Here is a 25265-nt window from a genome sequence, read left to right on the forward strand (position 1 = left end):
ATGACTGGGTTTGACTCCCCTATCGTCAAACGGCAGCATGCGATACTCACTGTCACGTTCGCATCCTGAGGTAATGATGTTGATGTGTGGAGACCTTGATGGATTGTTGGAACGTGTTCACAACGAACAATCGTTTTTAGTCTTCATTGAAGCGCTTGGTGCTGACTTTGCCCAGGAGCGTACGTTGACTATTCCATCCTCCCCCACGGAGCTGGAGCAAGTGGCTGGGAAAACAGCACCATCGATTCGTTTCTTAAAGCAGCTTCCGCTTGGGCAATCGGCAGTAACAGGTGCCCCCCCAATTCTAGCCGGATCATTAGCAATGGAAGAAGAGCGCGGTTATCCAGACATCATAGCGGAGGACTGCTGGAATGAATGGCAACGTCTACGCTCCCTGTGATTGGAATCTGTACCAATGCTCGGTAGGTGACCTTCGAGCCAGTGCAGAGAAAGAATTGGTTTGCAACGCAGATCCATCCAATAAATTGTGGAGGTAACATGATGGATAGGAAGCAGACTGTAGAGGTCAGTCAGGACATTGAAGCGTCAGTTTGGCGAACTGCTAATTGGCTGAACAAACCGAGCCTTTACCAGACCTTTACTGACGGAAGCTTGGAGATGGTTACCGACTCCCACACCGACTTCTGGCGTGAAACGCACTACGGATTCATACGCGACAGCGGACATTTCTTAGGGTTTGCAACCTTGGGAAGCTTTACGGCTCAGGTCAGAATTAACGCCGATTTTCGCGAGCTTTATGATCAAGCGGGAATTATGGTCAGGCTCAATGAGGAGACCTGGCTCAAGGCAGGGATAGAATTTAACGATGGAATGCCAATGATCAGTAGCGTGCTGACACAAGGCACGTCGGATTGGGCGCCCAGCTGCTTTTCTGGCGACCCGACCGATTTCTGGCTTCGTGTCACCGTTTCCGATGGAGTGCTGCGCTTGCAATACTCCATGGACGGCATAACCTGGCCATTGCTCAGGCTTGCACCGTTTCCAAAGGCGGAACGCTATATGGTTGGCCCTATGTGCTGCACACCGGAACGGCAAGGGTTGAGGGTAAAGTTTTCTGAATGGTCTTTGAGTCAGCCTCTCGGGCGAGACCTGCATGATTTGAGCTAGTCAATATGTCGAGCAGACAGGTCAAGCAGATGACTTGCCCGGACGCATACGTTGCATCGGCCATGGGGTCAATTCGGCGTCAGCGCAAACACACGTTATCCCCATTTACTTGGACGACATCAAATTTGTGGGAGTCCCGGTGGACCTCATTGGCGTCCGTTTCAAATTCGATCCGCAAGACCCCGATTAGCGCGAGAAACCCGACAAAGAGATCGTTGAAAAATTGATTGATAAGCTGACCTGATAGTCCTGCGACGAGGCCGTGGATATCACTGATAGTCGATTGGAGCCCGAGCGCTAATATCAAGACGATGACTTGGCCGAACGCTTACCGTTCCTATGCTACTGCCTAGGAACGATTCATACGCGAGAAGGCCAACCACCGAGTCAGTCGGTGCGCGCAGTGAACGTCAGCTAAGTGTCGGCTTGAGCCCTTCGCGACAATCAGAAATCGGCCATTGCAAGTCCTTCACTGTGGAAAGACAAGGATGGCTAATCAAAGTAACGGTCGCTAACCGGCGCGAACCTGACGATTCAAGTCAAAATTTACCGGATCTGGTACAGCACAGCGGCCCCTGGCTTGGGTTCGAAAGCGGGCACAGTGTGCTGCTCAAGTGGCATACCCTTGGTATCCCAAACCAAGGTGTCCGATGGGAATTCGTCCTTGCGGGTCATGACGTCGATCTGCTTGACGATCACCTCCGAGCTTGCTTGCACATCGGGGTTCCATTCGAAGACCCCCACTCTACCGTAGAACACAGCCGGCGCGTCGGCGTCAAGGCGCCGGTCGGGGCACATGACCAAACCGCGGTCAAGCATGACCCGCAACGCGCCTACAGGCACCGCCTTTACCGTGGGCGTGGTCCGCTCGGTGCTGTGACCTGGGCAGATATTGGCCGAGCGAGTAACCATATCCTCGACCACTTCACGATCGGATTGGGCCTCCGCCGAAATGGCAACAGCAGACAGCGCAAGCACGACAAGGTTTGACTTCCAGGACATGCGAAACCTCCTATGAAAAAACCAACGCTGCGGACTACCCCATATAAGAACAGTCCGTTGGCATTGGGGCATACTTGAAGACTACCACGACATTTAGTCTGTTCCACTTATGGATTGCCTGGTAAATCAGACGGTGATCACGTCTGAAGAAATCGTCCGCAGAGAGGACGTCCGCGATGAGGTCCCATGTGGAATTGTCGAGCATCAGGCCAGCAATCACGCCTTGCTCGGTCTCATGTCGACGACAGAGACAGCTGATTATCCAGATCGATGAGCAGGGTACGGATCCCTGCATCGGCGCAGAACGCGCTCAGATTGACGCCAACCGTGGTTTTACCCGGCCCGCCTTTGGTTGAAACGACCGCAGTGACTTTCATGATATTGACCTCGGAATCGTAGGATTTGAGATGCTTTCATGCAGGTCACGCTGTGCGCTTTGATCCCCCCGGAAAAATCCAAGGCAAAAAAAAGCCTGCATCGCTGCAGGCTTTTCCCTATCTGGCTCCACGACCTGGACTCGAACCAGGGAACCAATGATTAACAGTCATTTGCTAGCTGTTAGTCGCAACGGTGCCACGGAAGAACGTGGTGGAGAGATAGGGTTGCTGCATAGCGTGAGCCGCATGAACGCAGCACGCCACGAAAGTTAGTCGTGGTTGGATTGGGTTGTCAAAGCGTGGCAAAGCAATGAGGTGTAGGAAAAGGAGGCGGCGGCAGTCAGCTCATAGACCGACGCCCCCTGTGTTTCGATGGCAGAACATTCAGGTAAACACCACTCGGCCCAGCGTTAATGACGCGACTTGCAGCTTACAACTGAAAATCCCCGAGCGAGCACTTCAAACCCTGTGCCTCCATAGGCTTTCAGACTGTATTTAACGCCCTCAAGCTGATCAGTTGAGACATCCTCCATTTCAAGTTCGCTTAAGTAAAAACTTCCACACACATCAGGAACGCTTAAGCGACGAACCCCCGTAAACTCTAAAACAACTTCAAACTCCGACTACTTAGACGCATAAAGCATCTCCAGACTAAACTTGTAAGTTTCAACCGCCTCCCGTATTTTCACGCTGCAAGCTGAGCCCCTTTATTAAATTTAGATTAAAAAAATCAAAATCGGAAATAATGAAAAGCTTTTCAACGCCCTCACAAACCCTTTCAACTGCCCGCATATTTTCTCCTAGTCATCAGGACGCATATCAGGCCTGATCCCTTAGCATTCTAATATCTCTCCAAACCTGAAGAGAAGAGGAAATATTCACTTGAAAAATTGAGGTCAGCCCCTGAGGAATCCCCACAAATCTACTCCAGTCTCTGAGCTTGCCGGTGCACTTCATCGCGCAGCGATAGCTCCATATCCGCCAATTTCGAGCAGGACAATCCGATGGTGGAGCATCTCAAGTATTCGAGGCCGAGACGCCAGAGTGAGAGCACCGGTTTCTGCCTGATGCTGTTGCTCTGGAAGTGAAGTGAGCATTTTCCAGTAGAACGGCGGACGTTCATGTTGCAGCTGAACGTGACCGAGCACGCGATCCAAACGTTTGATCGAATGCTTGGTGTAAGCTCTGCTGGGCATAAATCTGCCCAGATCAGTCAGCGTCAGACGGCGCCGGTACAGCAAAGCGCTGACGCAGCTCATCAGAGCGTTCAGGCGCTTGCGGTGCAGAGTGGGGAGTGCTTGGAAAAATGCCTTGTGTAAGAATCGTACGACCTGCATGAGTCTCGGGTATTGGTTTGCCTGGCGACTACCAAACTGCCCGACTCATGCAGGCCACTCAAGATATCTAACTGACCTGCAAGAAAGTTTTGTGGGGATTCCTCAGGATCTGTCCCATTTCCCGCAAAATCAAATAATCGTGCTCCCCCAACATTCTTTTATTATAGTGCAACTTTACGTCAACTACTGCTAACTCTTAAAATCAACATAAACTGACTTAATCAACGCATCAACCTCGTAATCACCAATATCTGGAACATAAAAACTCAATCCAAGTTCGCGTATCTTGAAGCCGGATGCACTAACATCAATTCGTACATTTTCTTTAATCAACAACTCACTCAAAAAAGAGTAACGCTCTCCTACAACCTTTATATTATTGAAATAAAACTCACTACCTCTCAAAAACTCGGCACCTTCCAAGCGGTCATCAGCATCATAATAGACATGAACTCGATGCACACTATAGTCTTCCGTTTCATTTCCATCATCCGCTGTTTTTTTAAAAGCAGAAAAATCACCTCCCAACACCTCGCGCACCTTTTCACGGCTCATCCCTGATTGAAGAGGACCAACACAGCCGACTGAAATAAACTTTAAGAGCATAATTTGTTACCTCTTAAAGTCGTTGGGATCCAGTTTTGATGCGTATTCAAGCATCTGCTTGATGCCCTCATCATACTTATTACCAAACTGACGCCTAATATCATCAATATCCATTTGCATAGCCTCTTTAAGCTTCCCCTGACTAAGCAGTTCTTCTTGCTTGGCTCGATAAGCTTCAGCTGGCTTTGAGCCACCGTAGCTTGAAGTTTTTTCGTGATCCGCTGGGTCCATTTTTATTGCAGGACCATCTTTTGTGCTGATGGGAGCTCCCTTGTAGCAGCTCTGAGCAGGACAATGAAGCATAGGCTGGAGATGTCTACGGTGCCGGAGGCAGTCCAGAAAGATGGTCGGCATATACATGGGTTTCTAATAACCACTCCACCGTAAGGGTTTGCTCACGCACGCAGGTAATTAAAAGTTCCGCGCTTTTGCAAGAGGTGTGACCTGATGTGGGATCGTAATCGAGCACAGAGTCGATAATGGCGCAGTGCCCTGTAGTCGGGTCACTGACAACATAGCCGTAGGTATACGTAGCGGAGTCAAAAAAGCTTCTACATGTGGTTTCATGATGGAATTCTCTTTTCGATATACGAAGTGGAGTGCTGATCTACCAACGGGCTCTGGTAAGGAACCGTGATCAGTGCTTCGTACCTAAACCACCACGGGCACCTTCAGGCGCCCGTTAGTGTGCAACGGTTGTCGCTCAGCAACGGTTACAGGTTTTGATGCCTAGCAACGTATAGACAGGGCAGAAACGGAAAATGCCAGTGGCCAGCGGCACTAAACCTATCCAACCCCACACGCCGATCACACCGGACAAACTCAGGCCAATGAGAATCAGACCGACGACAATGCGCAGGCTACGGTCAATGGTTCCAATGTTCGCTTTCATGGCGATCTCCCGATCAATGGCTGCGCTGGGTCTCCAGCGCAGTAAAGAACATGCTGGCCACCATGGCCAACATGAATACGATCACTTGCCAGCGTCCTGTCAGCAGAGTTGCCACTGCGGGGCTGGGGCAACAGCCTCCCCCAGTGGTGGTGGCTCATCCACGGTCAGAGTTGGCGCACCTTCTTCGAAGTGCAGCGTGCAGCGATAGTTTTGCTGTTGCTCCAAACGCAAATTCACACGAGTGCTGTCGTTCATGAGTCCTATCCTTCTTGACGGTAGGTTCAATCCAGTTCCGCAGTAGCGGCCCAGAAAATGGGTCAGTGCGGCGACCGAGATAAATACCATCAGAAGAACCATTGCCGCCGGATCTGGCAGTCATGGATTAGCTGAAGGCTTTTCAGGACAGCCCTTAACAGGCGGGCAAGTGCCCCGCCCACTTGATCTACTGAATAGCTTTTACCAGCAACGCCACTGCAACCCCCGCAGATACGAGGGCAAACCCTTTTTGTAAGTTTGGCCCCGACAGTTTGGCAGCGGCCAAGCGCCCGCAGATCATGCCAACTAATGCTCCAATGGAAAATGGAATGGCAACAGCCCACTGTAAGTGCCCAGCTGCCGAACTTGCAGCAACGCCGGAAATTGAAACCAGCGCAATAACGGCCAGAGACGTTGCAAGCACTGACTGAGCGGTCAAATTGGTGTAGCGCTGGAGGGCCGGCACCATCACAAAGCCACCGCCCACGCCGAGCAAGCCAGAAAGCCCGCCGGCGACAATTCCAGAGACGGCGAGTGCCCATGCACACGGACCAGTCCAGTTAAGCTTTCCTCGGTCGACGTCCAATAGACAAGGTGGTGGTTTGGAGGTGACGGGGGGCTTGGACTCCGTGGACGGCGCGAGCGATCGTTGATAGACCCGAAACGCAACGTACATCAGCACGAAGGCGAACATGATCGTCAATGGACGGTTAGGCGTGCGCTGCGCCAGCCAAAGACCAAGTGGAGAACAGACGATCCCCGCGCCTGCAACTAAGAGCGCGGCTTTATAACGGACGGTACCGTTTTTGAGTCCCATCACGGCACCCAGGGTCGCGGCTAAACCGACAGCCAGTAAACCGATTGGCCCAGCCTCGGCCATGCTCAACCCCGCCCCAAACACCAGCAATGGAACCGCCAGTATTCCTCCGCCAGCGCCGGTCAGCGCCAGAATGACTCCAACAGTAAGCCCGAGCAGTAAGACGATGATCATCTCAGTCTCCTTGCTTTCAGGTCTGGTTTCATACGTCAGCCATCTCAGGTTTGGCCATCCATTCACGCCCCTTGAGCATTCCCTTCCAGTACAGCGGTGGAAGAATTCGCTCCTTGAGCAGCCATGCCAGCCTCGATGGCCGGGTACCGTCAATCAGCCAGGATGGGAAACTGGGGGCGACCTTGCCGCCATAGGTGAACTCCGCCAGTACGATCTTGCCGCGTTCAACCGTCAGCGGGCAGGAGCCGTAACCGTCGTAATGGGCACTGCCTTTTGCTTTACCCATTGCAGCCAACACATTATGGGCAACAACGGGAGCCTGCTTGCGTGCAGCCGCTGCGGTTTTGGCATTGCTGGAGTTGGCGGCGTCTCCCAGCGCGTGAATATTTACCCAGGTTTTATGACGCAGAGTGGCAGGGTCGACATCGATCCAGCCGGTCGCATCAACAAGAGGGCTGACTCGGACAAAATCCGGCGCAATCTGCGGTGGCACAACATGAAGGAGATCGAAGTCGCGCGTAACAAGATGGGCGCTGCCATCCGGACTAACGCAGTTGAATGTTGCAGTCCGCGCGGGACCATCCACGCTGGTGAGCGTGTTGCCGAAATTCAGGTCGATACCATAAGCAGTGATGTATTCCATCAGTGCGGGCACATAGTCGGGAACTCCGAACAACACCGCGCCGGCGCTGCAAAACTCGATCTCGACGTTGTCCAATACACCGGTACGTTTCCAATGATCGGCAGAGAGGTACATTGCTTTTTGCGGCGCCCCGGCACATTTGATCGGCATGGGTGGTTGCGTGAAAATGGCTCGCCCGCCGTGAAGTTGCTGCACCAGCTCCCACGTATAAGGGGCAAGTTGATACAGGTAGTTTGACGTCACGCCATTGCGGCCCAGGGTGTCCGATAAACCCTCGATTGCATGCCAATTGAGCTTCAGGCCAGGGCACACGATCAGTTGCTCGTATTTGACGACTCTGCATCCATCAAGAATGACGGCATTTCTCTCGGGTTCGAAAGCGGCGACCGCCGACTTGATCCAGTGCACTCCTCGGGGGATGGTCGTACCCATCGTGTGGGCAGTTTGGGGCGCATCGAAGACACCACTGCCGACAAGTGTCCAGCCTGGCTGGTAGTAGTGCACATCTGCCGGGTCGATTATGGCAACGTCGAGTCGAGGATCTCGCGCCAGTAAACTGGATGCGGTCGCGATACCCGCCGCACCGCCCCCGATGATGACCACGGTATGCTGCGCCTCAGCCACTTCGACCGGTGTGCGCCCCTGATTCGCAATCCGGCGAATGACGCCTTTCATATCAAACCCGGCTTTTTTAGCTGTCTCGACGATGTGTGGCAGGGGGTGTTGGCCCGCTTGTGACAGTGCCCACATCGTTGTCGAGCGCATGCCGGAACGGCAATAGGCCAACACCGGTTTTGGAAGCGTTTCAAGCAGCTTGCCGAAGGCAATACCTTGCTCGTCGGTTACTTTTCCTGATTCAGCGGGAAGGTAGTGCGCCTCAATACCGATCGCTTGGGCCGTACGTTTTATTTCGGCAAATAAGGGCTGATCGCCGCCTTCGCCATCGGGACGGTTACACACTATGGCGCGAAAACCGGCTTCTTTTAGTTCAGCTAATTGGTTGGGAAAAATCTGTTCTGATACCGACAGTCCAGGCGCAAGGCAGCGAATGTCCATAAAGGTCTCCGTTATGGATATTTTTCTTATAGGTTTTTTAGGGGAGGCAACGTCAGGCGACGTTGAGTGGGATTTTCAGGTAGCGCGTCCCGTTCGCTTCAGGCTCAGGCAAGTGCCCGGCTCGCATGTTGACCTGCACCGATGGCAGGATCAGCGTTGGCATGTCCATCGATGCATCACGCTTTGTACGCATCGCCACAAACTCCTCCTCACTGATCCCATTACGCACATGAACGTTGTGCGCGCGTTGGTCTGCAACGGTACTGACGAACTGCACCTCGCGGCCCTCTGGCTGGTAGTCGTGGCACATGTACAGCAAGGTATTGGCTGGCAGACTCAGTACCTTGTTGATTGACTGGAACAACGTACGCGCATCGCCACCGGGAAAATCACAGCGTGCGGTACCGTAGTCCGGCATAAACAAGGTATCGCCGACGAATGCAGCCGTTTCGGCCCCATTGCTGATCACATAAGTCATACAGGCTGGTGTGTGGCCCGGTGTATGGAGCGCGTGGCATTGCAGCGTGCCAATGGCGAACAGTTCGTCATTAACGAACAGGTGATCGAACTGGCTTCCATCGCGGGCCATGTCACGACCTGTATTGAACAGAGTGCCGAACACCTCTTGCACCGTCGAAATCTGGCTGCCGATCCCTATTTTTCCACCGAGCTTTTCCTTCAGGTATGGCGCTGCCGTCAGGTGGTCTGCGTGGACGTGAGTCTCAAGAATCCAGTCGACCTTCGCATTGAGTTCGTTCACCCTCGCAATCAACTTGTCGGCAGACGTTGTGGCGGTGTGGCCGGATTTAGGGTCATAGTCAAGTACGCTGTCCACTAAGGCGCAGTGGTTGGTCGCTTCATCCAGCACGAGGTAGCTGACGGTATTGGTAGCAGAATCGAAGAATCCTTCGACGTGAAGTTTTACGCTCATGACCTGTCTCCTTAGGGGGCTTCTCTCGAGCCGCTCACACTAAGGACTGACATAGCAATAAACCTGCCAAGGCCGCGCCGTGCGAAAAACAGTGGTTATCTTATTGATTTTAATAGCTTTCATATTTTTACTAGGAAATTTGTTTTTTTAAAACTCTGAAATTCGCTGCCATTGGCAGTGCCTGTTGACAGAGCTGGCAGTGCCACAACAGGATGGTGGATTCTCAGGAGCCACCATGAAGACCATCCTGCCCGCCCCGGACAACTCACTCCCACACCCGGATCAAGTGCAGTCGCTTGTTTCGTTTCTTGAGCACGAACCCCAGCCGATGATCGTGCTCGATCCGGAGTACAACATCCTCGCTGCCAACACTGCCTATCAGCGCCAGTTTGGCAGCGCTGACAAATCCTTTATCGGTCATAAGTGCTATCAAATCTCACACCATTACGACGTCCCATGTGATCAGGCGGGTGAGAATTGTCCGATGAAAAAGGCGCAGGAATTGCGCGGGCCGGATCGTGTTTTGCACATTCACCACACGCCTCGGGGGCCTGAGCATGTCGACGTCGAATTGCGGCCGATCCTAGACGAGCACGGAGTAATTACTGCGTATGTGGAGCGTCTCACACTGGTCCGAAGCGCCTCAGCGCGCCCCAGCAACGAAGGGCTGGTGGGCTGTTCACCAGCGTTTAACCTCGCCCTGTCTGAGCTGCAGCGGGTCGCACCATCAATGCTGCCGGTACTGCTGTTAGGCGAGTCAGGTACGGGCAAAGAGTTGTTCGCTCGCGCGGTACATGAAACCAGCGAGCGGGCCACTGGACCCTTTGTAGTCGTAGATTGCTCAGGATTGACCGAAACGTTGTTTGAGAGCGAGCTGTTCGGCCATGAAAAAGGAGCATTCACCGGTGCGACCACGCGCAAACCTGGTTTGGTCGAAACGGCCCAGGGCGGCACGTTGTTCCTTGATGAGATTGGCGATGTTCCACTGGCAATGCAGGTGAAACTGTTGCGCCTGATCGAATCGGGCACCTATCGCCGTGTCGGCAGTGTCGAGACCCTTCACGCCAACTTCAGGTTAATTGCTGCGACCCACAAACCACTGGAAAAAATGATGGAGAGAGGTGAGTTCAGGCAGGACCTGTACTACCGCATCAGCGCTTTTCCAATTCTGTTACCCCCCTTGCGTAACCGAGTTGAAGACATTGGTTTGCTCGTGAATTCGTTTTTACAACGTGCCGGTATAGGCAAGCGCCGGCTGACGATAGATGCGGATGCTCTGACACAATTGCAGCGGCTTTCCTGGCCCGGCAATATCCGTGAGTTACGCAATGTTCTAGAAAGAGCCAGTCTGTTCGCTGACGATGGAGTGATCCGCTCCATACATTTACCCCAGCCCAGCGTCGTGATACCTCCTCAGCCTTCGACGTCCCCTCCTTTAGACGGCAGCACGCTGGTACACGCACTCGCGACGTTTAAAGGTTCCCGCCGCGAGCTGGCCAAGCAAATGGGGATTAGCGAGCGTACGTTGTACAGACGACTGAAAGAACAAGGGTTGGCCTAGTCGCTAGCGCTCACACCCCACGACTGCCAATGACTGCCACTCTGGCAGATTGGCAGCGTATTAACCTGCCATGGCATCCACTGCCTTGGCGGATTCACTAATAAGTTACTGTTATTAAACGATAAACATAACAAAGCCTCCCTTGGCACGCCGTGTGCTAACTGCATAGTCATGAACATTTCCGACAAACGACTGCGGCGCCATCTGCTCACAGCAGTACTGATCAAGCTACTGGTGCTGACAGTGCTGTGGTGGCTGTTCATCCGGGATTCGCACGTCAGCGTCGACTCGAACGCCATCGGCGACAGGTTCGGTGTACCCACCTCGACTCAAGGGGCAAACAAGTGATTTCAGAACAACTGGTGGATCTGTCTCGGCTGCAGTTTGCAGCCACTGCGCTTTACCACTTTCTTTTTGTACCGCTCACGGTTGGCATGGTGTGGCTGCTGGTCATCATGGAAAGCGTCTATGTGATGACCGGGAATGTCATCTGGAAAGACATGACGCGCTTCTGGGGCAAGCTGTTCGGCATCAACTTCGCCCTCGGGGTGACTACGGGTATCACCCTGGAATTTCAGTTCGGTACCAACTGGGCATATTACTCGCACTACGTCGGCGACATCTTCGGTGCCCCACTGGCCATCGAAGGCTTGATGGCGTTCTTCCTCGAATCGACCATGATCGGCCTGTTTTTCTTTGGTTGGGATCGTCTGAAGAGAGAGCATCACTTGCTGGTCACACTACTGATGGCGATCGGTACAAACCTTTCAGCATTGTGGATTTTGATCGCCAATGGATGGATGCAGAACCCGGTGGGTTCAGAGTTCAGTTACATCACCATGCGCATGGAGATGGTTGATTTTTGGGCGGTCGTTTTCAACCCGGTTGCGCAGGCCAAGTTTGTGCACACCGTCTCCGCAGGTTACGTCACCGGCTCGATGTTTGTGCTGTCGATTTCCAGTTGGTATTTACTCAAGAATCGTGATGTCGAGTTTGCCAAGCGCAGCTTCCGGGTGGCGGCCGCCTTCGGTCTGGCATCAGTGCTCAGCGTGATCGTGCTGGGTGATGAGTCGGGTTACACGGTGGGTGAAGCGCAGCAAACCAAGCTGGCAGCCATGGAGGCGATGTGGGAAACAAAGCCTGCGCCAGCGGGCCTGACACTGGTGGCCAGCATCAACGAAGCCGAGTCTAAAAATAACTGGGAAGTTGAAGTGCCATGGGTAATGGGCTTGATTGGCACCCGGTCAGTCAGCAAGCAAATTCCAGGCATACATGACATTAAGGAAAAAAACCGCGCTCGAATTCTCCGCGGCATTACCGCCGTCAATGCGCTTGAGGCCCTAAGGGCCAACCGCAGCGATTCGGTGGCCTTCCAGACATTCGAAGAATACAAAGCCGATCTGGGCTTTGGCCTGCTGCTTAAAAAGTATGTCGAAGACGTTAACCAGGCTACGCCGGCCATTATCGAAAAAGCTGTAAACGATACCGTACCGCGCGTGACACCTATGTTCTGGGCGTTCCGGATCATGGTCGGCCTTGGCTTTGCCATGCTTATGCTCTTCGGGCTTGCCTTCTGGAGCACCCTGAAGTCGACCTGCACGCGAAACCGCTGGTTACTGCGTTGGGCACTTTGCATGCTGCCTGCGCCATGGATTGCCTGCGAGTTGGGCTGGTTCGTCGCTGAATACGGCCGTCAGCCATGGACCATCTACGGCGTCCTACCGACCCACATGAGTGTTTCCACCCTCAGCGTCAACAACCTCTATGGCTCGCTGGCGGGATTCATCGTTTTCTACACCGTGCTGCTGGTGGTTGAAATGTTCCTGATGGTCAAGTTTGCCCGTCAAGGTCCTGGCAGCCTCGGTACCGGCCGTTATGTTCACGACGCCCATTTGAAGGAACTCCACCATGCTTGATTACTTCACCCTGAAAATTATCTGGTGGGCGCTGGTCGGCGTGCTGCTGATCGGCTTCGCCATCATGGACGGTCACGATATGGGGGTTGGCACGCTACTGCCCTTTGTTGGCCGCAACGACCTGGAGCGACGCGTTGTTATCAACACCGTTGGTCCGCACTGGGATGGCAATCAGGTTTGGTTCATCACTGCGGGCGGCGCATTGTTCGCGGCGTGGCCTGTGGTGTACGCCACCGCATTCAGCGGATTCTATTGGGCGATGATTCTGGTCCTATGGGCGCTGTTCTTTCGCCCGGTAGGTTTTGACTATCGCAGCAAGATTCACAATTCCACTTGGCGCAGCACCTGGGATTGGGGGCTTTTTGTGGGTGGGGCCGTGCCGCCCCTGGTGTTCGGGATCGCGTTCGGCAACTTGTTGCAAGGTGTGCCGTTCCACTTCAACGATCTTCTAGTGTCGACTTATACCGGCAGTTTCTGGCAACTGCTAAATCCCTTTGCGCTTCTGACCGGCGTGGTGAGTAGTGCAATGATCACCTTGCAGGGCGGCGCTTATCTGGCACATCGCACTGAAGGTGTTATCCAGGCCAGGGCAATCAAAGGTGCGGTGGGGGCGGCAATCGTATTGGCGTGCTCGTTTACAGCGGCCGGCATCTGGCTGCAATGGATCGACGGTTATCGCATTACATCGTTGGTTGATACCGCCGGACTGCCCGATATTCTTAACAAGTCCGTGGTGCGCGAAGCGGGCGCCTGGATGGCTAACTATGGTCATTATCCGTTGTTGTGGCTGTTGCCCGTACTGGGATTGGTTGGCGCAGCAGGTGCCGCCATGTTGCTGATGATGCGTCGCACCCTTTCGGCGTTTGTTGCCTCATCGCTTGCGGTGATCGCAGTCATCAGCACGGCGGGTGTGTCGATGTTTCCATTCATCATGCCGTCATCAACAGTACCTGCGGCAAGCCTTACCGTGTGGGACAGCGTCTCCAGTCATTTAAGCCTAGCCATCATGTTCTGGGCCACGTTGATCTTCATGCCACTTATCGTGATTTACACCTCGTGGGCGTATCGCGTTATGCGGGGCAAGGTCACCGTTGCACACATCAAAGCCAACGAACATTCAGCCTACTAGTGCCAGCAAAGGAGTAAAGACTATGTGGTATTTCGCCTGGATGCTGGGAGTCGGTTTTGCATTGCTACTGGCTATATTGAATGCGATGTGGGGCGAGAACGAAGGTGGCCGAGCCTTGAGCGACAATGAGGAGACGCGGACATGATGCCGCGTGTCGCTAACGCTCCACCCTCCTCACGGATCAATGTGCTGAGTCTGGTTATCGCTGTTGCGATCATGCTCGCCTGTACGCTCTATCCCCCCATGATGGCGGCCCCCGATGGGAAAGCTGACCATGTGCTGGCTACTGCGTTGTTTGCGGCCATGAGTGTGGCCTTCGTGAGAGGTGTGGGTTTTGTCCCGCGGATGCTCGTCTGGCGTTGGCTTTTTTCAGGCTGGACCTGCTTTGCGGCACTTGCGCTTGCTGGCTGGGTAAAGTTTCTACAATGAGGACCGACGACATGACTGAACTCTTGAGTGTCCAATATAAAGACAGCGCTAGTATTTATCTCCAGTTAGGGGGTGAATCAGGCGTCCGTAAACTCGTCAACCGCTTTTACAACCTGATGGATACGCTATCTGAAGCGCGAGTGGTGCGCCTGATGCATCCATCGAGTCTCGCCGACAGTGCTGACAGTTTATTTAAGTTCCTCAGTGGCTGGTTTGGCGGCCCACCATTGTTCCAACTGGAGCGAGGCCACCCGCGTCTGCGCATGCGGCATGCCCCCTTTGCAGTCGGTACTGTTGAACGCGACGAATGGATGCTGTGCATGCGTCAGGCAATTGATGAGCAGGTGAATGACATAGCGCTAAATAGCAAGCTGCAACGTATGTTTTCCGAGATGGCCGACCATATGATTAATACTGATGGGCAAAGTGCAGGTATTGCGACACGCGTCTGAGCGTCGCGCTTATTTTCAGTGTCCGTACGGTTGTTAACGGCCATGCAAACATCGGATGAGAATAGTATTGCTACGCCCGAAACCTGGTGCCCTGGCTTACCGGTCATCGTACCGCCACCGAAGACTGCCGAGGCCGCCGAAAATCGTGCCGCCGAAGGTTACGATACGAGCGATTGGTACTACTCGACCTAGTCGCTGTAACTTCTTCGGGGTTTTCTTGAAATAAACGGAGTAATCATCTGGCGCGTATCTATGCCCAGATGGTTTTCCAATGCTGTCTCACCCAGCAGAATAATCACCTCTCTTAATTGGATCTTTAAAATATCATGATAAAGAATGCCCATGACCTAGTAACTGAGGCGAAAGCACTGATCGAAGAGGTCGCCATCAAAGACGCAGACCAGGCTATCCAGGATGCAGATGTACTTATCGATGTGCGTGAAGCGGATGAGTATGCTGCTGGACATATTTCAGGTGCGATACATGCGTCGCGAGGCATGCTGGAATTTAAACTTACTAACGACAGCGCGCTAAATTATCGAGAACTTAAAGTTGTGCTCTATTGCAAGACAAGTGGCCGTGCCGCACTGGCGGCCGCATCAATGAAAAATATGGGCTACCTGCATGTGAGGTCGATCAGCGGCGGATTTGATGCCTGGGTTAGTGCAGGAAAGCCGATTGTAGGTCCGTATCTGCCCACCTTTGATTAATCCTATAGTTCCAAATAGATTTGGTGCTATTGAGGGCAAGAGGGGGTAGCGTGATAAGTCTGGTCTAGATAAGTAGTGTATCTCTCGAATATAGAGCCAGGCTTTATCTGTATTTTAATAAGTACAGAGGCTGAATTTGTACCCGCGCATCTACGTGATGCCACGTGCGTCATGATCAGTATTTTTCACAATTTCTGACAAATCAGCTTGCAAGGTGTCTAGGGAATCCGGGGCGATTCAGGTTCCACCGGGCGCCTCATGCGATAGCGCATAAAACGACGAAAGCGACGGCTGATTATCCAGATCAATGAGCAGGGTACGGATCCCTGCATCGGCGCAGAACGCGCCTAGATTAACGCCAACCGTGGTTTTACCCGGCCCGCCTTTGGTTGAAACGACCGCAGTGACTTTCATGATATTGACCTCGGAATCGTAGGATTTGAGATGCTTTCATGCAGGTCACGCTGTGCGCTTTGATCCCCCCGGAAAAATCCAAGGCAAAAAAAAAGCCTGCATCGCTGCAGGCTTTTCCCTATCTGGCTCCACGACCTGGACTCGAACCAGGGACCCAATGATTAACAGTCATTTGCTCTACCAACTGAGCTATCGCGGAATGCGCCGTATGTTACTGATTAAAAAGGAGAAGTCAAGCCTTCCCTGAGATCCTGGACGATGAATCCGGATGACCGGTTGAAAGCTGCTGCTCCTTGGCCAGTTCCAGCCAGGCGCGCACGGCGGGTGGCAAGTGGGCGCTGGCGCGCCAGGCCAGGGCGATGTGCCAGTCGGTGTGGGGTTCGTCGAGAGGGATCAGGGCGATGCCCGCGTGTTGGTGCTTGTGCGCCAACATGCGCGGCAGGAAAGCGACGCCGAGGCCGGCCGCGACCAGGTCGACGATGAAGTCGATCTGTCCGCTGCGCGCCGCCACGCGGGGTATCACGCCTTTGCGCTCGCAGGCGGCCAGGATCTTGGCGTTCAGGGCGAAGCCGGCTTCGAACAGGATGAACGGCGAATCCGCCAGGTCGGCGAAGTCAATGCGTTGACGTTGGGCCAAGGGGTGGCTCCTGGGCAGTACGGCCATCAGCGGTTCGTTGCGCACGGGCTGATAATCGAAGCCTGCATCGACCGGCAGCAGCAATGCAGCTAGGTCGACCTCCCCCACCTCCAGGCACTCGCGCAGTCTTTTGCTGCCGTATTCGGTGAGTTCGATGTCGATGTCCGGGTAACGACTGCGATAGGTGGCAAACATCGTAGCGAACAGCACCCCACACCCCACCGGTGGCAGGCCTATGCGCAACACACCGCGCTTGAGGCCGCGCAGGTCGTTGATCTCCGCGACCAGGTCATGGTGTTCGGCGAGCAGCACCAGGGCGCGGCGGTAGGCGATCTCACCGGCGGCGGTGAGTTCGTTGCGATGGCCCAGGCGGTCGAGCAGCGGCATGCCGAGTTCCTCTTCCAGAGTCTTGACCGCCTTGCTCACCGTGGATTGGGTCAAGGCCACTACCTCGGCGGCCTGGGAGAATCCGCCCTGGCGTACCACTTCGACGAACGTGCGCAACGTTCTCAAGTTCATGGGTATTCCTTCAGCGACTGACTACTAGCGATAAAAGTTGTTTTTATCATGACAGATATTTGCCTATCCTGACCCGCCCAGCCTTGTGGAGACACGCTTAATGATTATCTCGTCCGCCTCCGACTACCGCGCAGCGGCCAAACGCAAGCTGCCGCGCTTCCTGTTCGACTACATCGACGGCGGTGCCTACGCCGAGCACACGATGCGCGCGAACAGTTCGGACCTGGCCGAGATCAGCCTGCGCCAACGCGTGCTGCGCAATGTAGATAACCTCAGCCTCAAGACCAGGCTGTTCGGCCAGGCCCTGGACATGCCGGTCATCCTCAGCCCTGTCGGCCTGACCGGCATGTATGCGCGGCGCGGCGAAGTACAGGCGGCGAAGGCGGCGGCGAACAAGGGCATCCCCTTCTGTCTGTCGACGGTGTCGGTGTGTTCGATTGAAGAAGTGGCGGCGCAGAGCCCGCAGTCAATCTGGTTCCAGCTGTATGTGCTCAAGGACCGGGGCTTTATGCGCAATGCCCTAGAGCGGGCCCAGGCAGCTGGGGTCACCACCCTGGTGTTCACCGTGGACATGCCCACGCCCGGGGCGCGCTACCGCGATGCCCACTCGGGCATGTCCGGGCCGTTCGCGGCGCAGCGGCGCATGTTGCAGGCCGTCACCAAGCCACAATGGGCATTCGACGTAGGGCTCATGGGCCGCCCCCATGACCTGGGCAATATCTCCAAGTACCTCGGCAAACCCACCCACCTGGAAGATTACATCGGCTGGCTGGCCAATAACTTCGACCCCTCCATCAGTTGGAAAGACCTGGAGTGGATCCGCGAATTCTGGAAAGGCCCGATGATCATCAAGGGCATCCTCGACCCCCAGGACGCCAAGGACGCGGTGAGTTTCGGCGCCGATGGCATCGTGGTCTCCAACCATGGCGGCCGTCAGCTGGACGGTGTGCTGTCCACTGCCAAGGCCTTGCCACCGATTGCCGATGTCGTGGGCGATGACCTGACGGTGCTGGTGGACTCCGGCATTCGTTCCGGGCTGGACGTGGTGCGCATGCTCGCCCTGGGCGCCAAGGCGTGCCTGCTCGGACGCGCCACCGCCTATGCACTGGCCGCCGATGGTCAGCGCGGGGTAGAGAACCTGCTGGACATCTTCGCCAAGGAAATGCGCGTGGCCATGACGTTAACCGGCGTCACATCCATTGACCAGATTGACTCCAGCACGCTGGTGCAATCAGTCAAATAGCTGACGTCATTGCTTAACGACCGTTTTTTACTTTAAAAACGCTCTTTGATTTGTAAGGACTTTTATTTATTTAAACGAAATGGCACGAATCTCGCTCTAACACCTTCCAAGCAGGTCAAGCGATGACAAGACGTGTGGCAGTGCCCAGGGGTTATAACCCCTGGTAAAGCGGTCTAAACTGTTTCCAATGTTTTACGGAACTGAAGGAACAGTAAGACGCCTGGCATTCGCCACTCTCATCCAGCCTGTAAGACAGCTAAGTGCTTAGAGGCCGTTTGCTTATGAAAACACCAACCCAGACCAACGCAGTTGACTTCGACAGTGCCAAATTGCAACGCCTGGGCTTTGGTCAGCCATCACTCTTACCTCGCCGCCCGACAACCGTCGCACAACTTCGCCAGCAACTGGGGATGCAATTGCAGACCAGCCTGGAACCGCAGCGCCTCCTCGCGGTGTTTTTCCGTGAGATCCAGCGCCTGGTACCTCTGGATGCCCTGCAATATCGCCACGAAACCAGCGACCTGCGCCTGGAGTTCGGCCACCGCGGCCACCATTCGGTGAGCTACAGCCTGAGCCACGAAGGCGAGCACCTCGGCGAGCTGATCTTTCGCCGCAACCAGCGCCTGCTGGAAGAGGAACTCGGCCAGCTCGAATCACTGCTGTCGACCCTGCTCTACCCGATGCGCAACGCCCTGCTCTACCGCGCCGCCACCCGCAGCGCCCTGCGCGACCCGTTGACCGAAACGGGCAACCGCATTGCCATGGACCAGACCCTGCAACGGGAAATCGACATGGCGCGTCGGCACCTGAACCCGCTGTCCTTGCTGATGCTGGACATCGACCACTTCAAGATCATCAACGATACCCACGGCCATGCGGCCGGCGATAACGTATTGCGCACGGTCGCCGGGGCAATCAAGAGCCAGTTGCGTAACGTGGACATGGTGTTTCGGTTTGGCGGGGAAGAGTTTCTGATCCTGCTGTCCAACACCGGCCGGGATGCGGCGGCCATGGTCGGTGAACGCCTGCGCCAGGCGGCAAAGGCCCAGGATTATTGGGCGGATGGAACACGGATCGAATTGACGGTGAGCCTCGGTTGTTCGACCCTGCTGGCCGCTGAGTCGGCCGACAGCCTGTTGCGCCGCGCCGACAGCGCCTTGTACGTGGCCAAGCGCGAAGGCCGTAATCGCCTGGCAATGGCGGGGTAAAACCCCGCCATCCCCGTTACATCACGCTTCGCTGGCGACACGCAACGGGCGCTCACGCACAGCAGCGCTCGCAGGTTTTTCTTTCTCCAGGCGCATGCAACGTTCCAGGAACAGGTACATGTAGTCGTAGCTCTTGCACACGGCTTGGCGCAACTCTGCCTGCAGTTCCTTGGTCGGGTTCATCCCGGCCAGGGTGCAGATGATTTCCAGGGCTTCCCAAGGATGGGCGTCGTCGTACTGGGCGTGCATCTTCAGCCACTTCATCGCACGCTTGCGGTCTTCCTCGGGAAAGGCCGCCGCATACACGCCGGTGGAGCACACCACTGCCGACCACTCTCCCGTCGCGCCCTCGATCGCATAGTTGGTCGCGGCAACAGCCACAATCAACGAATCGGCCGAGCTGGTGTGCCAACACCAATGGCTCAGCGCATGCAGCTCCGGCGGCACGTTCTGGGCCTGCAACTCTTCGAGGCTGACGCCGTGGGCACGCGCCCAATGGACCCAATAGTCCGCGTGGTTCAGCTCCACACGGATATTGCGCATCAGCCAACGTCGCGCCATGTCTTCCCCTGGATGGCGGGCAAACTTGGTCTTGGTGAGGTTCTGTGCCATGTACAAGGCAAACTGTTCCACCACGGGCCAGCCACCGATCAGGTAGTGACGCATGGTTTTGGCGCTGAGCGTGTTGTCACGCATGCGTTGGTACAGTTCGTGTTCGACAACCCGGCGCTTGCTCTCGCTGCAGTCCTGGATCAATTGCTGAGCCCAGGCGGGGTAACTTGAGGCTTCCATAAGCGGACCGGTTCTGCTGAATGTGTCGATCACTATTTAAGGCTCCTTTTTAAGTGTGATTTACAGACCGGCAAATGTTTCAGCGGAATGTGCCGGGCGCCCTGAATAACAGAGGCTGCGGTCGCACAGGTCGACGCAAGCTATCAAAGGTAAACAATTGCGGTCGTTCAATCAGGTAGCCCTGAGCGTAATCCACACCGATGTCGAGCAAAGCCTGCTCGATCTGCAGTGTTTCAACAAATTCGGCAATTGTGCGCTTCCCCATGACGTGGCCGATGTGGTTGATCACTTCGACCATCGCGCGGTTAATCGGGTCGTCCAGCATATCCTTTACGAAACTTCCATCGATCTTCAGGAAGTCTACAGGTAAATGTTTCAGATACGCGAATGAGGACATTCCGGCGCAGAAGTCATCGAGGGAAAAGAAGCAACCTAAGGCTTTGAGTTCATTAATAAAGCGAATGGCACTGCCCAGATTCGCAATAGCGCTTGTTTCAGTTATTTCAAAACAAATCATTTCTGGCGGAATGCTGTAAGCCTCGAATTTCTCACGTAAAAAGCCGAGAAAATCATCGTCGCCAATCGTAATGCCTGACAGATTGATCGCACACATCGCCATAGGCCGGCCCGGGTGCTCGTGCATGCAGCGGGCAATGATCTTGAATACGTTCTCCACCACCCAACGGTCCAGGGAGGTCATCAAACCATAACGCTCGGCAGCCGGGATGAAGCTGTCGGGCAGAATGATCCGACCCGCCTCGTCGTGCAGGCGCAGCAGGATTTCAATGTGCCCATTGCCGCCGTCGGTCAACCCCAGGGGCGCAATTTCCTGGGCATACAGGCAAAACCGGTTCTCCTCCAATGCCATGTGCAGGCGTTGCACCCAGGCCATCTCGCCAAAGCGCAGGGACAGTTCGGAGTCATCGGCGTGGTACACCTGCACGCGATTGCGGCCTTTTTCCTTGGCCATGTAGCACGCCATATCGGCGGCACGCAGGGAGGTTTCCAGGGTGGTCGGCGTGCTCGATATGTGCACTAGGCCGATACTCACGGTGGTCATGAACGGCCGCCCCTTCCACACGAAATGCAGGTTTTGAACGGTATGGCGCAGGCTCTCGGCGACTTTTTCCGCCACCGCCGCCGGACAGTTCTCCAGCAGGATGCCGAACTCGTCGCCCCCCAGGCGCGCCAGGGTGTCGCCTTCGCGCAGGTCCGATTGCAGCAGCGCGCAGATATGCCGTAGCAACTCGTCGCCCGCCGCATGGCCGCAGGTGTCGTTGACCAGCTTGAACTGGTCGAGGTCGAGAAACATCAATGCATGTCGCCCGCCCTGGTGCTGCCCTGCCCTGTGCAGCACCTGTTCCAGGCGGTACTCGAACTCGCGACGGTTGGCCAGGCCGGTCAAAGCGTCGTGCGTGGCCTGCCACGACAGGTTGGCGATGTACTGACGCTCCTGGGTCATGTCATGCAGTACCAGCACTGCACCGCTGACCTTGCCGCCGCTGAGGATCGGCGCCCCCACCAGGGTGACGGAGACCGTGCTGCCGTCCAGGCGCTGGATGGTTTTCGAATGCTCGCTGCCGCCCCTGAACCGGCCCTTGACGATGTGTTCGATCAGGGTGAAGCCATCCGGCTGTGCATCGTCATCCAGCAGGTTGAACAGTGCCGCCAGGGGCAGGCCTTGGGCCTGGGCCGAATTCCAGTGGGTCATGGCCTCGGCTGCCGGGTTCATATAGGTAATGGTCCCGTCGACATCGGTGGTGATCACCCCATCGCCAATCGACTCCAGGGTGATCTGTGCGCGCTCCTTCTCGGCCTGCAACGCATTGGCGAACGCATGACGCTGGGTCAGCAGCTTATGGGTACGCAACAGCGCCAGCACAATCAGGCCCAGGGCCGTCGCCAGGTTGGTGATCAGCAGCAACCGCAGGATCATGCGCGAGCCTTCACCCAAGGCGTCGCTGAAGGCTTTGGCGGCTGGGGTCACACCCTCGTTGATGGCAGTGATACGGGCTTTCCACTGCCGAACATCGTTGGGATTGACATGGTCGGCATTGATCGCTTGGTGCATCTCGCGAGCCAGGTCGTCCAACTGAACCAGGTAGCCATCGCCCACGGTCCACAGTTCAATGGCTTTTTCCAGGTAGCTGAAATGCCGAAAATTCAGGTACAGCCAGATCACGCTGGAAACATCGTCCGGGTGGTTGCCGCCCTTGAGGATACCCAGGCGCGCGGCAGCCAGGTCAGGGCTGGGACTGTCCAGGGCGATGCGCAGTTCATGGCCGCCCTGGGGCACGGCAATGGCCTGCTGGTATTTGAGGTATGTGCCTGCGTCGCGATTATCGGCGTACAGCGTCAGGTAATAGATGGCGTCTTTCTGGCCCTTGGACCACAGGCTCTCGCCGGCCACATAGCCACGCACCGCTGAAAGCACGTAGAGGCTGACGCAACCCAACAATGCCTGGAACAGCACGACGGCAATAAAGGGCCAGACAATGCCCAGTAACCGAGGCGTTCCGAAAGTCCGCTTTTGCTTCATGAAGTCCCTTGCACATGCACTGCTGAATACGCACGCAAACACCCACTTCCGATAGCACAGCCTAGGCTAAATCAACGTACTTGCTGCAAGTGCCCATAGAGTTTGGCGTAGAGACCGCCATCGGCGATCAATTGCTGATGATCGCCATCCTCGGCAATATGACCGCCGTCAAACACTAACACTCGATCAGCTTGTTTTACCGCCGACAGACGGTGGGCGATGATCAGTGTAGTACGCCCACTGAGGAACCGTGCCAGCGCCTGGTGCAGGTTGTATTCGGTGGCGGCGTCCAGAGCGGACGTGGCCTCGTCGAGTATCACCACCTTGGGTTCGGCCAGGACCATGCGTGCAATCGCCAGGCGCTGACGCTGGCCGCCGGAAAAGCGCACGCCGGAACGCCCCACCACACTGTCCAAGCCCTGGGGCAATGCCTTGACTGTAGCCTCCAGCTGGGCGATTTCCAGCGCCTGCCAGCAAGCCTGGTCACTGCGCTCACGGCCCATGGTCAGGTTGGCGCGCACGGTGTCGTTGAACAGCGCCGGGTGTTGCAGCACCACCGCGACGTGCTCGCGAATGGTCTCCAGGCCAATCTCCTGCTGGGTGGCACCGCCAAAACGGATACTGCCCGCCTGCGGTGTGTAGAGCCCGAGCAACAGTTGCACCAGGGTGCTTTTGCCACCGCCGCTGGCGCCGACAATCGCCACCTTCTCACCGGGCGCGATGACCAGGTTCAACTGGTCGAGTACCAGGTCTTCGCCGTAGCCGAAGTCCAGGCCGCGCACTTCGATGCCCACGGTTTCGCGCCCGGTGAACGGGTCTGCACCGCCGGCGTATTGCGGTTCATCGGCGCGCGCCAGCAGCTCGTTGATCCGTGTCAGCGCCCCGCCCGCCGCGTAGTAGGCGTATTGCAGGTTCAGCAGTTGCTCCACCGGGCCGATCATGAACCACAGGTAACTGAACACCGCGAGCATCTGGCCGATGGACAGGTCGGAAAACAGCACGGTGAGCATCGCCGCCGCACGGAAGATGTCGATACCAAACTGGAACAACAGCCCGCTGGCGCGACTGGAAGCGTCGGTTTTCCATTGCGAATGAATGGCGTAATCACGCACTTCCTGGGCTCGCTGGCCGAGACGCCCGAGGAAAAAGCCCTGGCGGTTGCCGGCGCGCACTTCCTGGATGGCATCCAGGGTTTCGGTCAGGGCCTGGGTAAAGCGCGAGGTACTGTCGTTCTCCAGCTTCTTCAGATGCTTGACGCGCTTGCCCAACTGCACCGTGGCGTAGATCACCAACGGGTTGAACAGCAGGATCAGCAACGCGAGTTGCCAATGCATCCACACCAGGATCGCCGAGGTGCCCACCAGGGTCAGCATGGCCACCAGGAAGCGACTAAGGGTTTCGCCGACGAATTTGTCCAGCGTGTCCAGGTCGGTGACCAGGTGGGTGGTGACCGTACCGCTGCCCAGGCTTTCGTATTCGCCGAGGGAGATGCGCTTGAGTCGCTCGATCAGACGCACGCGGATGCGATACACAATGTCCTTGGCCAAACGCGCAAACAGTCGCGCCTGCACCACGTTAAACAGCAGCGCGCCACACCGCAGGGCCAGGGTGATCAGCAGCATCAGGCCGATATAACCGGCGGCTTTCTGCCAGACCAGGGGCAATGCGTGGTTCATCACCTTGAGCGCGGCATCGCCATGGCCCAGCAGCACTTCGTCCACCAGCAACGGCAACAACAAGGGGATCGGCACACTGCACAGCGTCGCCAGCACGGCAACGCCATTGGCGATCCACAGGGATTTCTTGTGACGCAGGGCCAGGCGGCGAATTTCCGCCCAGGTCAGTCGGTCGGTGCGTGGTGATTGGTCATGCACAGGTTGCTCGCTCCAGCCATCGACCCAACAACGGTGACAGCTCGGACAGCGGCTGGTAGCCGTTAGTCAGCAACGCCAACTGGCCGTTACGCTCGGCGAGCAAGGTCGGAAAGCCAGCGATACCCAGGTCCTGGACCCAGGTGAAGTCAGCGGCCGTCGCGGCATGCTGCTCGGCACGGTCGAATTCGCCGGCAAACTCGATGCGCGGGATGCCCGCCTCCTCCGCCAACTCCACCAGCACGCTGGCGAGGGTTACGTCGCGGCCCTCGACATAAAACGCGCGCTGGATCAGGCCCAGCAGTTTCCACGCACAATCCGGCGCCAGGCTGCGCGCGGTGACAATGGCACGGCACGCAGGCTCGGTGTCGTAGACAAAACCGTCGGGCAACGCGCCGTCGCGCTTGAACGGCTGGCCGGTGGCGTCGGTGACCGCCTGCCAGTGCTCGAGGATATAGCGCCGCGTGGTCGGTTCCAGTGCCGCGCCGCTGCCGGTGCGAAGGCCGCCCACCACCAGGTGCACGTCCACGCCGGCCGCCTGGGCCTGCTCAACCAGCGCCTGCGCCACCGGGGCAAACCCCCAGCACCAGGAACACATCGGATCCATTACATAGAGCAGGCGCGCGG

General features: G+C 56.0%; 27 protein-coding genes, 1 tRNA gene and 5 pseudogenes. 13 read left to right on the forward strand and 20 right to left on the reverse strand.

Translation table 11 applies throughout. From position 1 onward, the window contains the following. Positions 1-82 precede the first annotated feature (82 nt). A complete protein-coding gene (locus M2397_RS18285; RefSeq protein ID WP_259244203.1) occupies positions 83-400 on the forward strand; it encodes a hypothetical protein in 318 nt (105 codons plus the stop codon). Between the two features lie 101 nt (positions 401-501). Beyond that, the gene (locus M2397_RS18290; RefSeq protein ID WP_167656446.1) at positions 502-1128 is read left to right on the forward strand and encodes a DUF1349 domain-containing protein; all 627 of its coding nucleotides are present in this window, start codon (positions 502-504) and stop codon (positions 1126-1128) included. A 546-nt stretch (positions 1129-1674) separates the two neighbouring features. On the opposite strand, the gene M2397_RS18295 is transcribed toward M2397_RS18290, so the two are convergent. From M2397_RS18295 to M2397_RS18360, 13 genes and pseudogenes are all read right to left on the reverse strand, one after another. After that, complete coding sequence (locus tag M2397_RS18295) at positions 1675-2130, reverse strand: hypothetical protein (protein WP_131699855.1); 456 nt, start codon at positions 2128-2130, stop codon at positions 1675-1677. A gap of 112 nt (positions 2131-2242) precedes the next feature. Continuing rightward, positions 2243-2425 (reverse strand): annotated as a pseudogene (locus tag M2397_RS18300) (DnaB-like helicase N-terminal domain-containing protein); the annotation flags it as partial. Continuing rightward, positions 2370-2507, reverse strand: a pseudogene (locus M2397_RS18305) (ParA family protein); the annotation flags it as partial. The pseudogenes M2397_RS18305 and M2397_RS18300, both read right to left, overlap by 56 nt. 666 nt (positions 2508-3173) lie before the next feature. Further along, positions 3174-3299 (reverse strand): hypothetical protein, encoded by a 126-nt coding sequence (locus tag M2397_RS18310; protein ID WP_259244204.1) that lies wholly within the window; start codon positions 3297-3299, stop codon positions 3174-3176. A 130-nt stretch (positions 3300-3429) separates the two neighbouring features. Continuing rightward, positions 3430-3594, reverse strand: a pseudogene (locus tag M2397_RS30555) (IS4 family transposase); the annotation flags it as partial. A gap of 439 nt (positions 3595-4033) precedes the next feature. Next, positions 4034-4450 (reverse strand): hypothetical protein, encoded by a 417-nt coding sequence (locus tag M2397_RS18320; RefSeq protein WP_184743281.1) that lies wholly within the window; start codon positions 4448-4450, stop codon positions 4034-4036. A gap of 6 nt (positions 4451-4456) precedes the next feature. Next, positions 4457-4681 (reverse strand): hypothetical protein, encoded by a 225-nt coding sequence (locus M2397_RS18325; protein ID WP_259244205.1) that lies wholly within the window; start codon positions 4679-4681, stop codon positions 4457-4459. Between the two features lie 97 nt (positions 4682-4778). Beyond that, positions 4779-5017, reverse strand: a pseudogene (locus M2397_RS18330) (MBL fold metallo-hydrolase); the annotation flags it as partial. 136 nt (positions 5018-5153) lie between these two features. Then, entirely contained in the window at positions 5154-5342 is a 189-nt protein-coding gene (locus tag M2397_RS18335; protein WP_145336439.1) for a DUF2892 domain-containing protein, read from the reverse strand. A 99-nt stretch (positions 5343-5441) separates the two neighbouring features. Continuing rightward, positions 5442-5597, reverse strand: coding sequence for a hypothetical protein (locus tag M2397_RS18345; RefSeq protein WP_178116744.1), 156 nt, complete (start codon positions 5595-5597; stop codon positions 5442-5444). 187 nt (positions 5598-5784) lie between these two features. Beyond that, on the reverse strand, positions 5785-6588 hold the full coding sequence (locus M2397_RS18350) for a sulfite exporter TauE/SafE family protein (protein WP_145336441.1): 804 nt from the start codon (positions 6586-6588) through the stop codon (positions 5785-5787). 28 nt (positions 6589-6616) lie between these two features. Further along, positions 6617-8287 carry a bifunctional protein tyrosine phosphatase family protein/NAD(P)/FAD-dependent oxidoreductase gene (locus M2397_RS18355; protein ID WP_184743286.1) on the reverse strand — a complete coding sequence of 557 codons (1671 nt, stop codon included), beginning with the start codon at positions 8285-8287 and terminating at the stop codon, positions 6617-6619. 52 nt (positions 8288-8339) lie between these two features. Further along, positions 8340-9218, reverse strand: coding sequence for an MBL fold metallo-hydrolase (locus M2397_RS18360; protein WP_167656414.1), 879 nt, complete (start codon positions 9216-9218; stop codon positions 8340-8342). Positions 9219-9453: 235 nt separating this feature from the next. Between M2397_RS18360 and M2397_RS18365 the strand changes: the two genes are divergently transcribed. The 9 genes from M2397_RS18365 to M2397_RS18400 all read left to right on the forward strand — a co-directional run bounded on the left by M2397_RS18365 (position 9454) and on the right by M2397_RS18400 (position 15415). Next, complete coding sequence (locus M2397_RS18365) at positions 9454-10779, forward strand: sigma-54-dependent Fis family transcriptional regulator (RefSeq protein ID WP_145336447.1); 1326 nt, start codon at positions 9454-9456, stop codon at positions 10777-10779. A 171-nt stretch (positions 10780-10950) separates the two neighbouring features. Continuing rightward, positions 10951-11127 carry a cytochrome oxidase putative small subunit CydP gene (cydP, locus tag M2397_RS18370; RefSeq protein ID WP_167656415.1) on the forward strand — a complete coding sequence of 59 codons (177 nt, stop codon included), beginning with the start codon at positions 10951-10953 and terminating at the stop codon, positions 11125-11127. Further along, on the forward strand, positions 11124-12695 hold the full coding sequence (locus tag M2397_RS18375; RefSeq protein ID WP_145336449.1) for a cytochrome ubiquinol oxidase subunit I: 1572 nt from the start codon (positions 11124-11126) through the stop codon (positions 12693-12695). Before cydP ends, M2397_RS18375 begins: the two co-directional genes overlap by 4 nt. Next, entirely contained in the window at positions 12688-13824 is a 1137-nt protein-coding gene (cydB, locus tag M2397_RS18380; protein ID WP_145336451.1) for a cytochrome d ubiquinol oxidase subunit II, read from the forward strand. The genes M2397_RS18375 and cydB overlap by 8 nt, the downstream gene beginning before the upstream one ends. 22 nt (positions 13825-13846) lie before the next feature. Next, on the forward strand, positions 13847-13969 hold the full coding sequence (cydX, locus tag M2397_RS18385; protein ID WP_081044185.1) for a cytochrome bd-I oxidase subunit CydX: 123 nt from the start codon (positions 13847-13849) through the stop codon (positions 13967-13969). Further along, the gene (locus M2397_RS18390; RefSeq protein ID WP_167656416.1) at positions 13966-14253 is read left to right on the forward strand and encodes a cyd operon YbgE family protein; all 288 of its coding nucleotides are present in this window, start codon (positions 13966-13968) and stop codon (positions 14251-14253) included. The genes cydX and M2397_RS18390 overlap by 4 nt, the downstream gene beginning before the upstream one ends. 11 nt (positions 14254-14264) lie before the next feature. Then, positions 14265-14705, forward strand: a complete 441-nt coding sequence (locus M2397_RS18395) for a group II truncated hemoglobin (protein ID WP_259244207.1) — start codon at positions 14265-14267, stop codon at positions 14703-14705. A gap of 42 nt (positions 14706-14747) precedes the next feature. Beyond that, positions 14748-14897: a hypothetical protein gene (locus M2397_RS30560; protein WP_405046451.1), complete on the forward strand. Its 150-nt coding sequence runs from the start codon at positions 14748-14750 to the stop codon at positions 14895-14897. A gap of 137 nt (positions 14898-15034) precedes the next feature. Continuing rightward, the gene (locus M2397_RS18400) at positions 15035-15415 is read left to right on the forward strand and encodes a rhodanese-like domain-containing protein (RefSeq protein ID WP_259244234.1); all 381 of its coding nucleotides are present in this window, start codon (positions 15035-15037) and stop codon (positions 15413-15415) included. Between the two features lie 243 nt (positions 15416-15658). Here the strand turns inward: M2397_RS18400 and M2397_RS18405 are convergent. From M2397_RS18405 to M2397_RS18415, 3 genes and pseudogenes are all read right to left on the reverse strand, one after another. Then, positions 15659-15829: pseudogene (locus M2397_RS18405) on the reverse strand (ParA family protein); the annotation flags it as partial. A gap of 123 nt (positions 15830-15952) precedes the next feature. Beyond that, positions 15953-16028 (reverse strand) — tRNA-Asn (locus M2397_RS18410). Positions 16029-16061: 33 nt separating this feature from the next. Beyond that, positions 16062-16985, reverse strand: a complete 924-nt coding sequence (locus tag M2397_RS18415) for a LysR family transcriptional regulator (protein WP_131699856.1) — start codon at positions 16983-16985, stop codon at positions 16062-16064. A gap of 100 nt (positions 16986-17085) precedes the next feature. Between M2397_RS18415 and lldD the strand changes: the two genes are divergently transcribed. Both lldD and M2397_RS18425 read left to right on the forward strand, forming a co-directional pair. Next, entirely contained in the window at positions 17086-18228 is a 1143-nt protein-coding gene (lldD, locus tag M2397_RS18420) for an FMN-dependent L-lactate dehydrogenase LldD (protein WP_131699857.1), read from the forward strand. A 281-nt stretch (positions 18229-18509) separates the two neighbouring features. Beyond that, the gene (locus tag M2397_RS18425; protein ID WP_131700404.1) at positions 18510-19436 is read left to right on the forward strand and encodes a GGDEF domain-containing protein; all 927 of its coding nucleotides are present in this window, start codon (positions 18510-18512) and stop codon (positions 19434-19436) included. Positions 19437-19457: 21 nt separating this feature from the next. On the opposite strand, the gene M2397_RS18430 is transcribed toward M2397_RS18425, so the two are convergent. The 4 genes from M2397_RS18430 to M2397_RS18445 form a co-directional block, all read right to left on the reverse strand. Continuing rightward, positions 19458-20228, reverse strand: coding sequence for a TenA family transcriptional regulator (locus M2397_RS18430; RefSeq protein WP_205885841.1), 771 nt, complete (start codon positions 20226-20228; stop codon positions 19458-19460). Positions 20229-20307: 79 nt separating this feature from the next. Next, complete coding sequence (locus M2397_RS18435) at positions 20308-22767, reverse strand: EAL domain-containing protein (RefSeq protein WP_131700402.1); 2460 nt, start codon at positions 22765-22767, stop codon at positions 20308-20310. A gap of 71 nt (positions 22768-22838) precedes the next feature. Then, a complete protein-coding gene (locus M2397_RS18440) occupies positions 22839-24641 on the reverse strand; it encodes an ABC transporter ATP-binding protein (RefSeq protein WP_131700401.1) in 1803 nt (600 codons plus the stop codon). Continuing rightward, positions 24634-25236: a DsbA family protein gene (locus M2397_RS18445; RefSeq protein WP_178116745.1), complete on the reverse strand. Its 603-nt coding sequence runs from the start codon at positions 25234-25236 to the stop codon at positions 24634-24636. Before M2397_RS18445 ends, M2397_RS18440 begins: the two co-directional genes overlap by 8 nt. Positions 25237-25265 lie beyond the last annotated feature (29 nt).

Source organism: Pseudomonas sp. BIGb0381, from assembly GCF_024809815.1.
In the GTDB taxonomy this organism is placed as follows: Bacteria; Pseudomonadota; Gammaproteobacteria; order Pseudomonadales; family Pseudomonadaceae; genus Aquipseudomonas.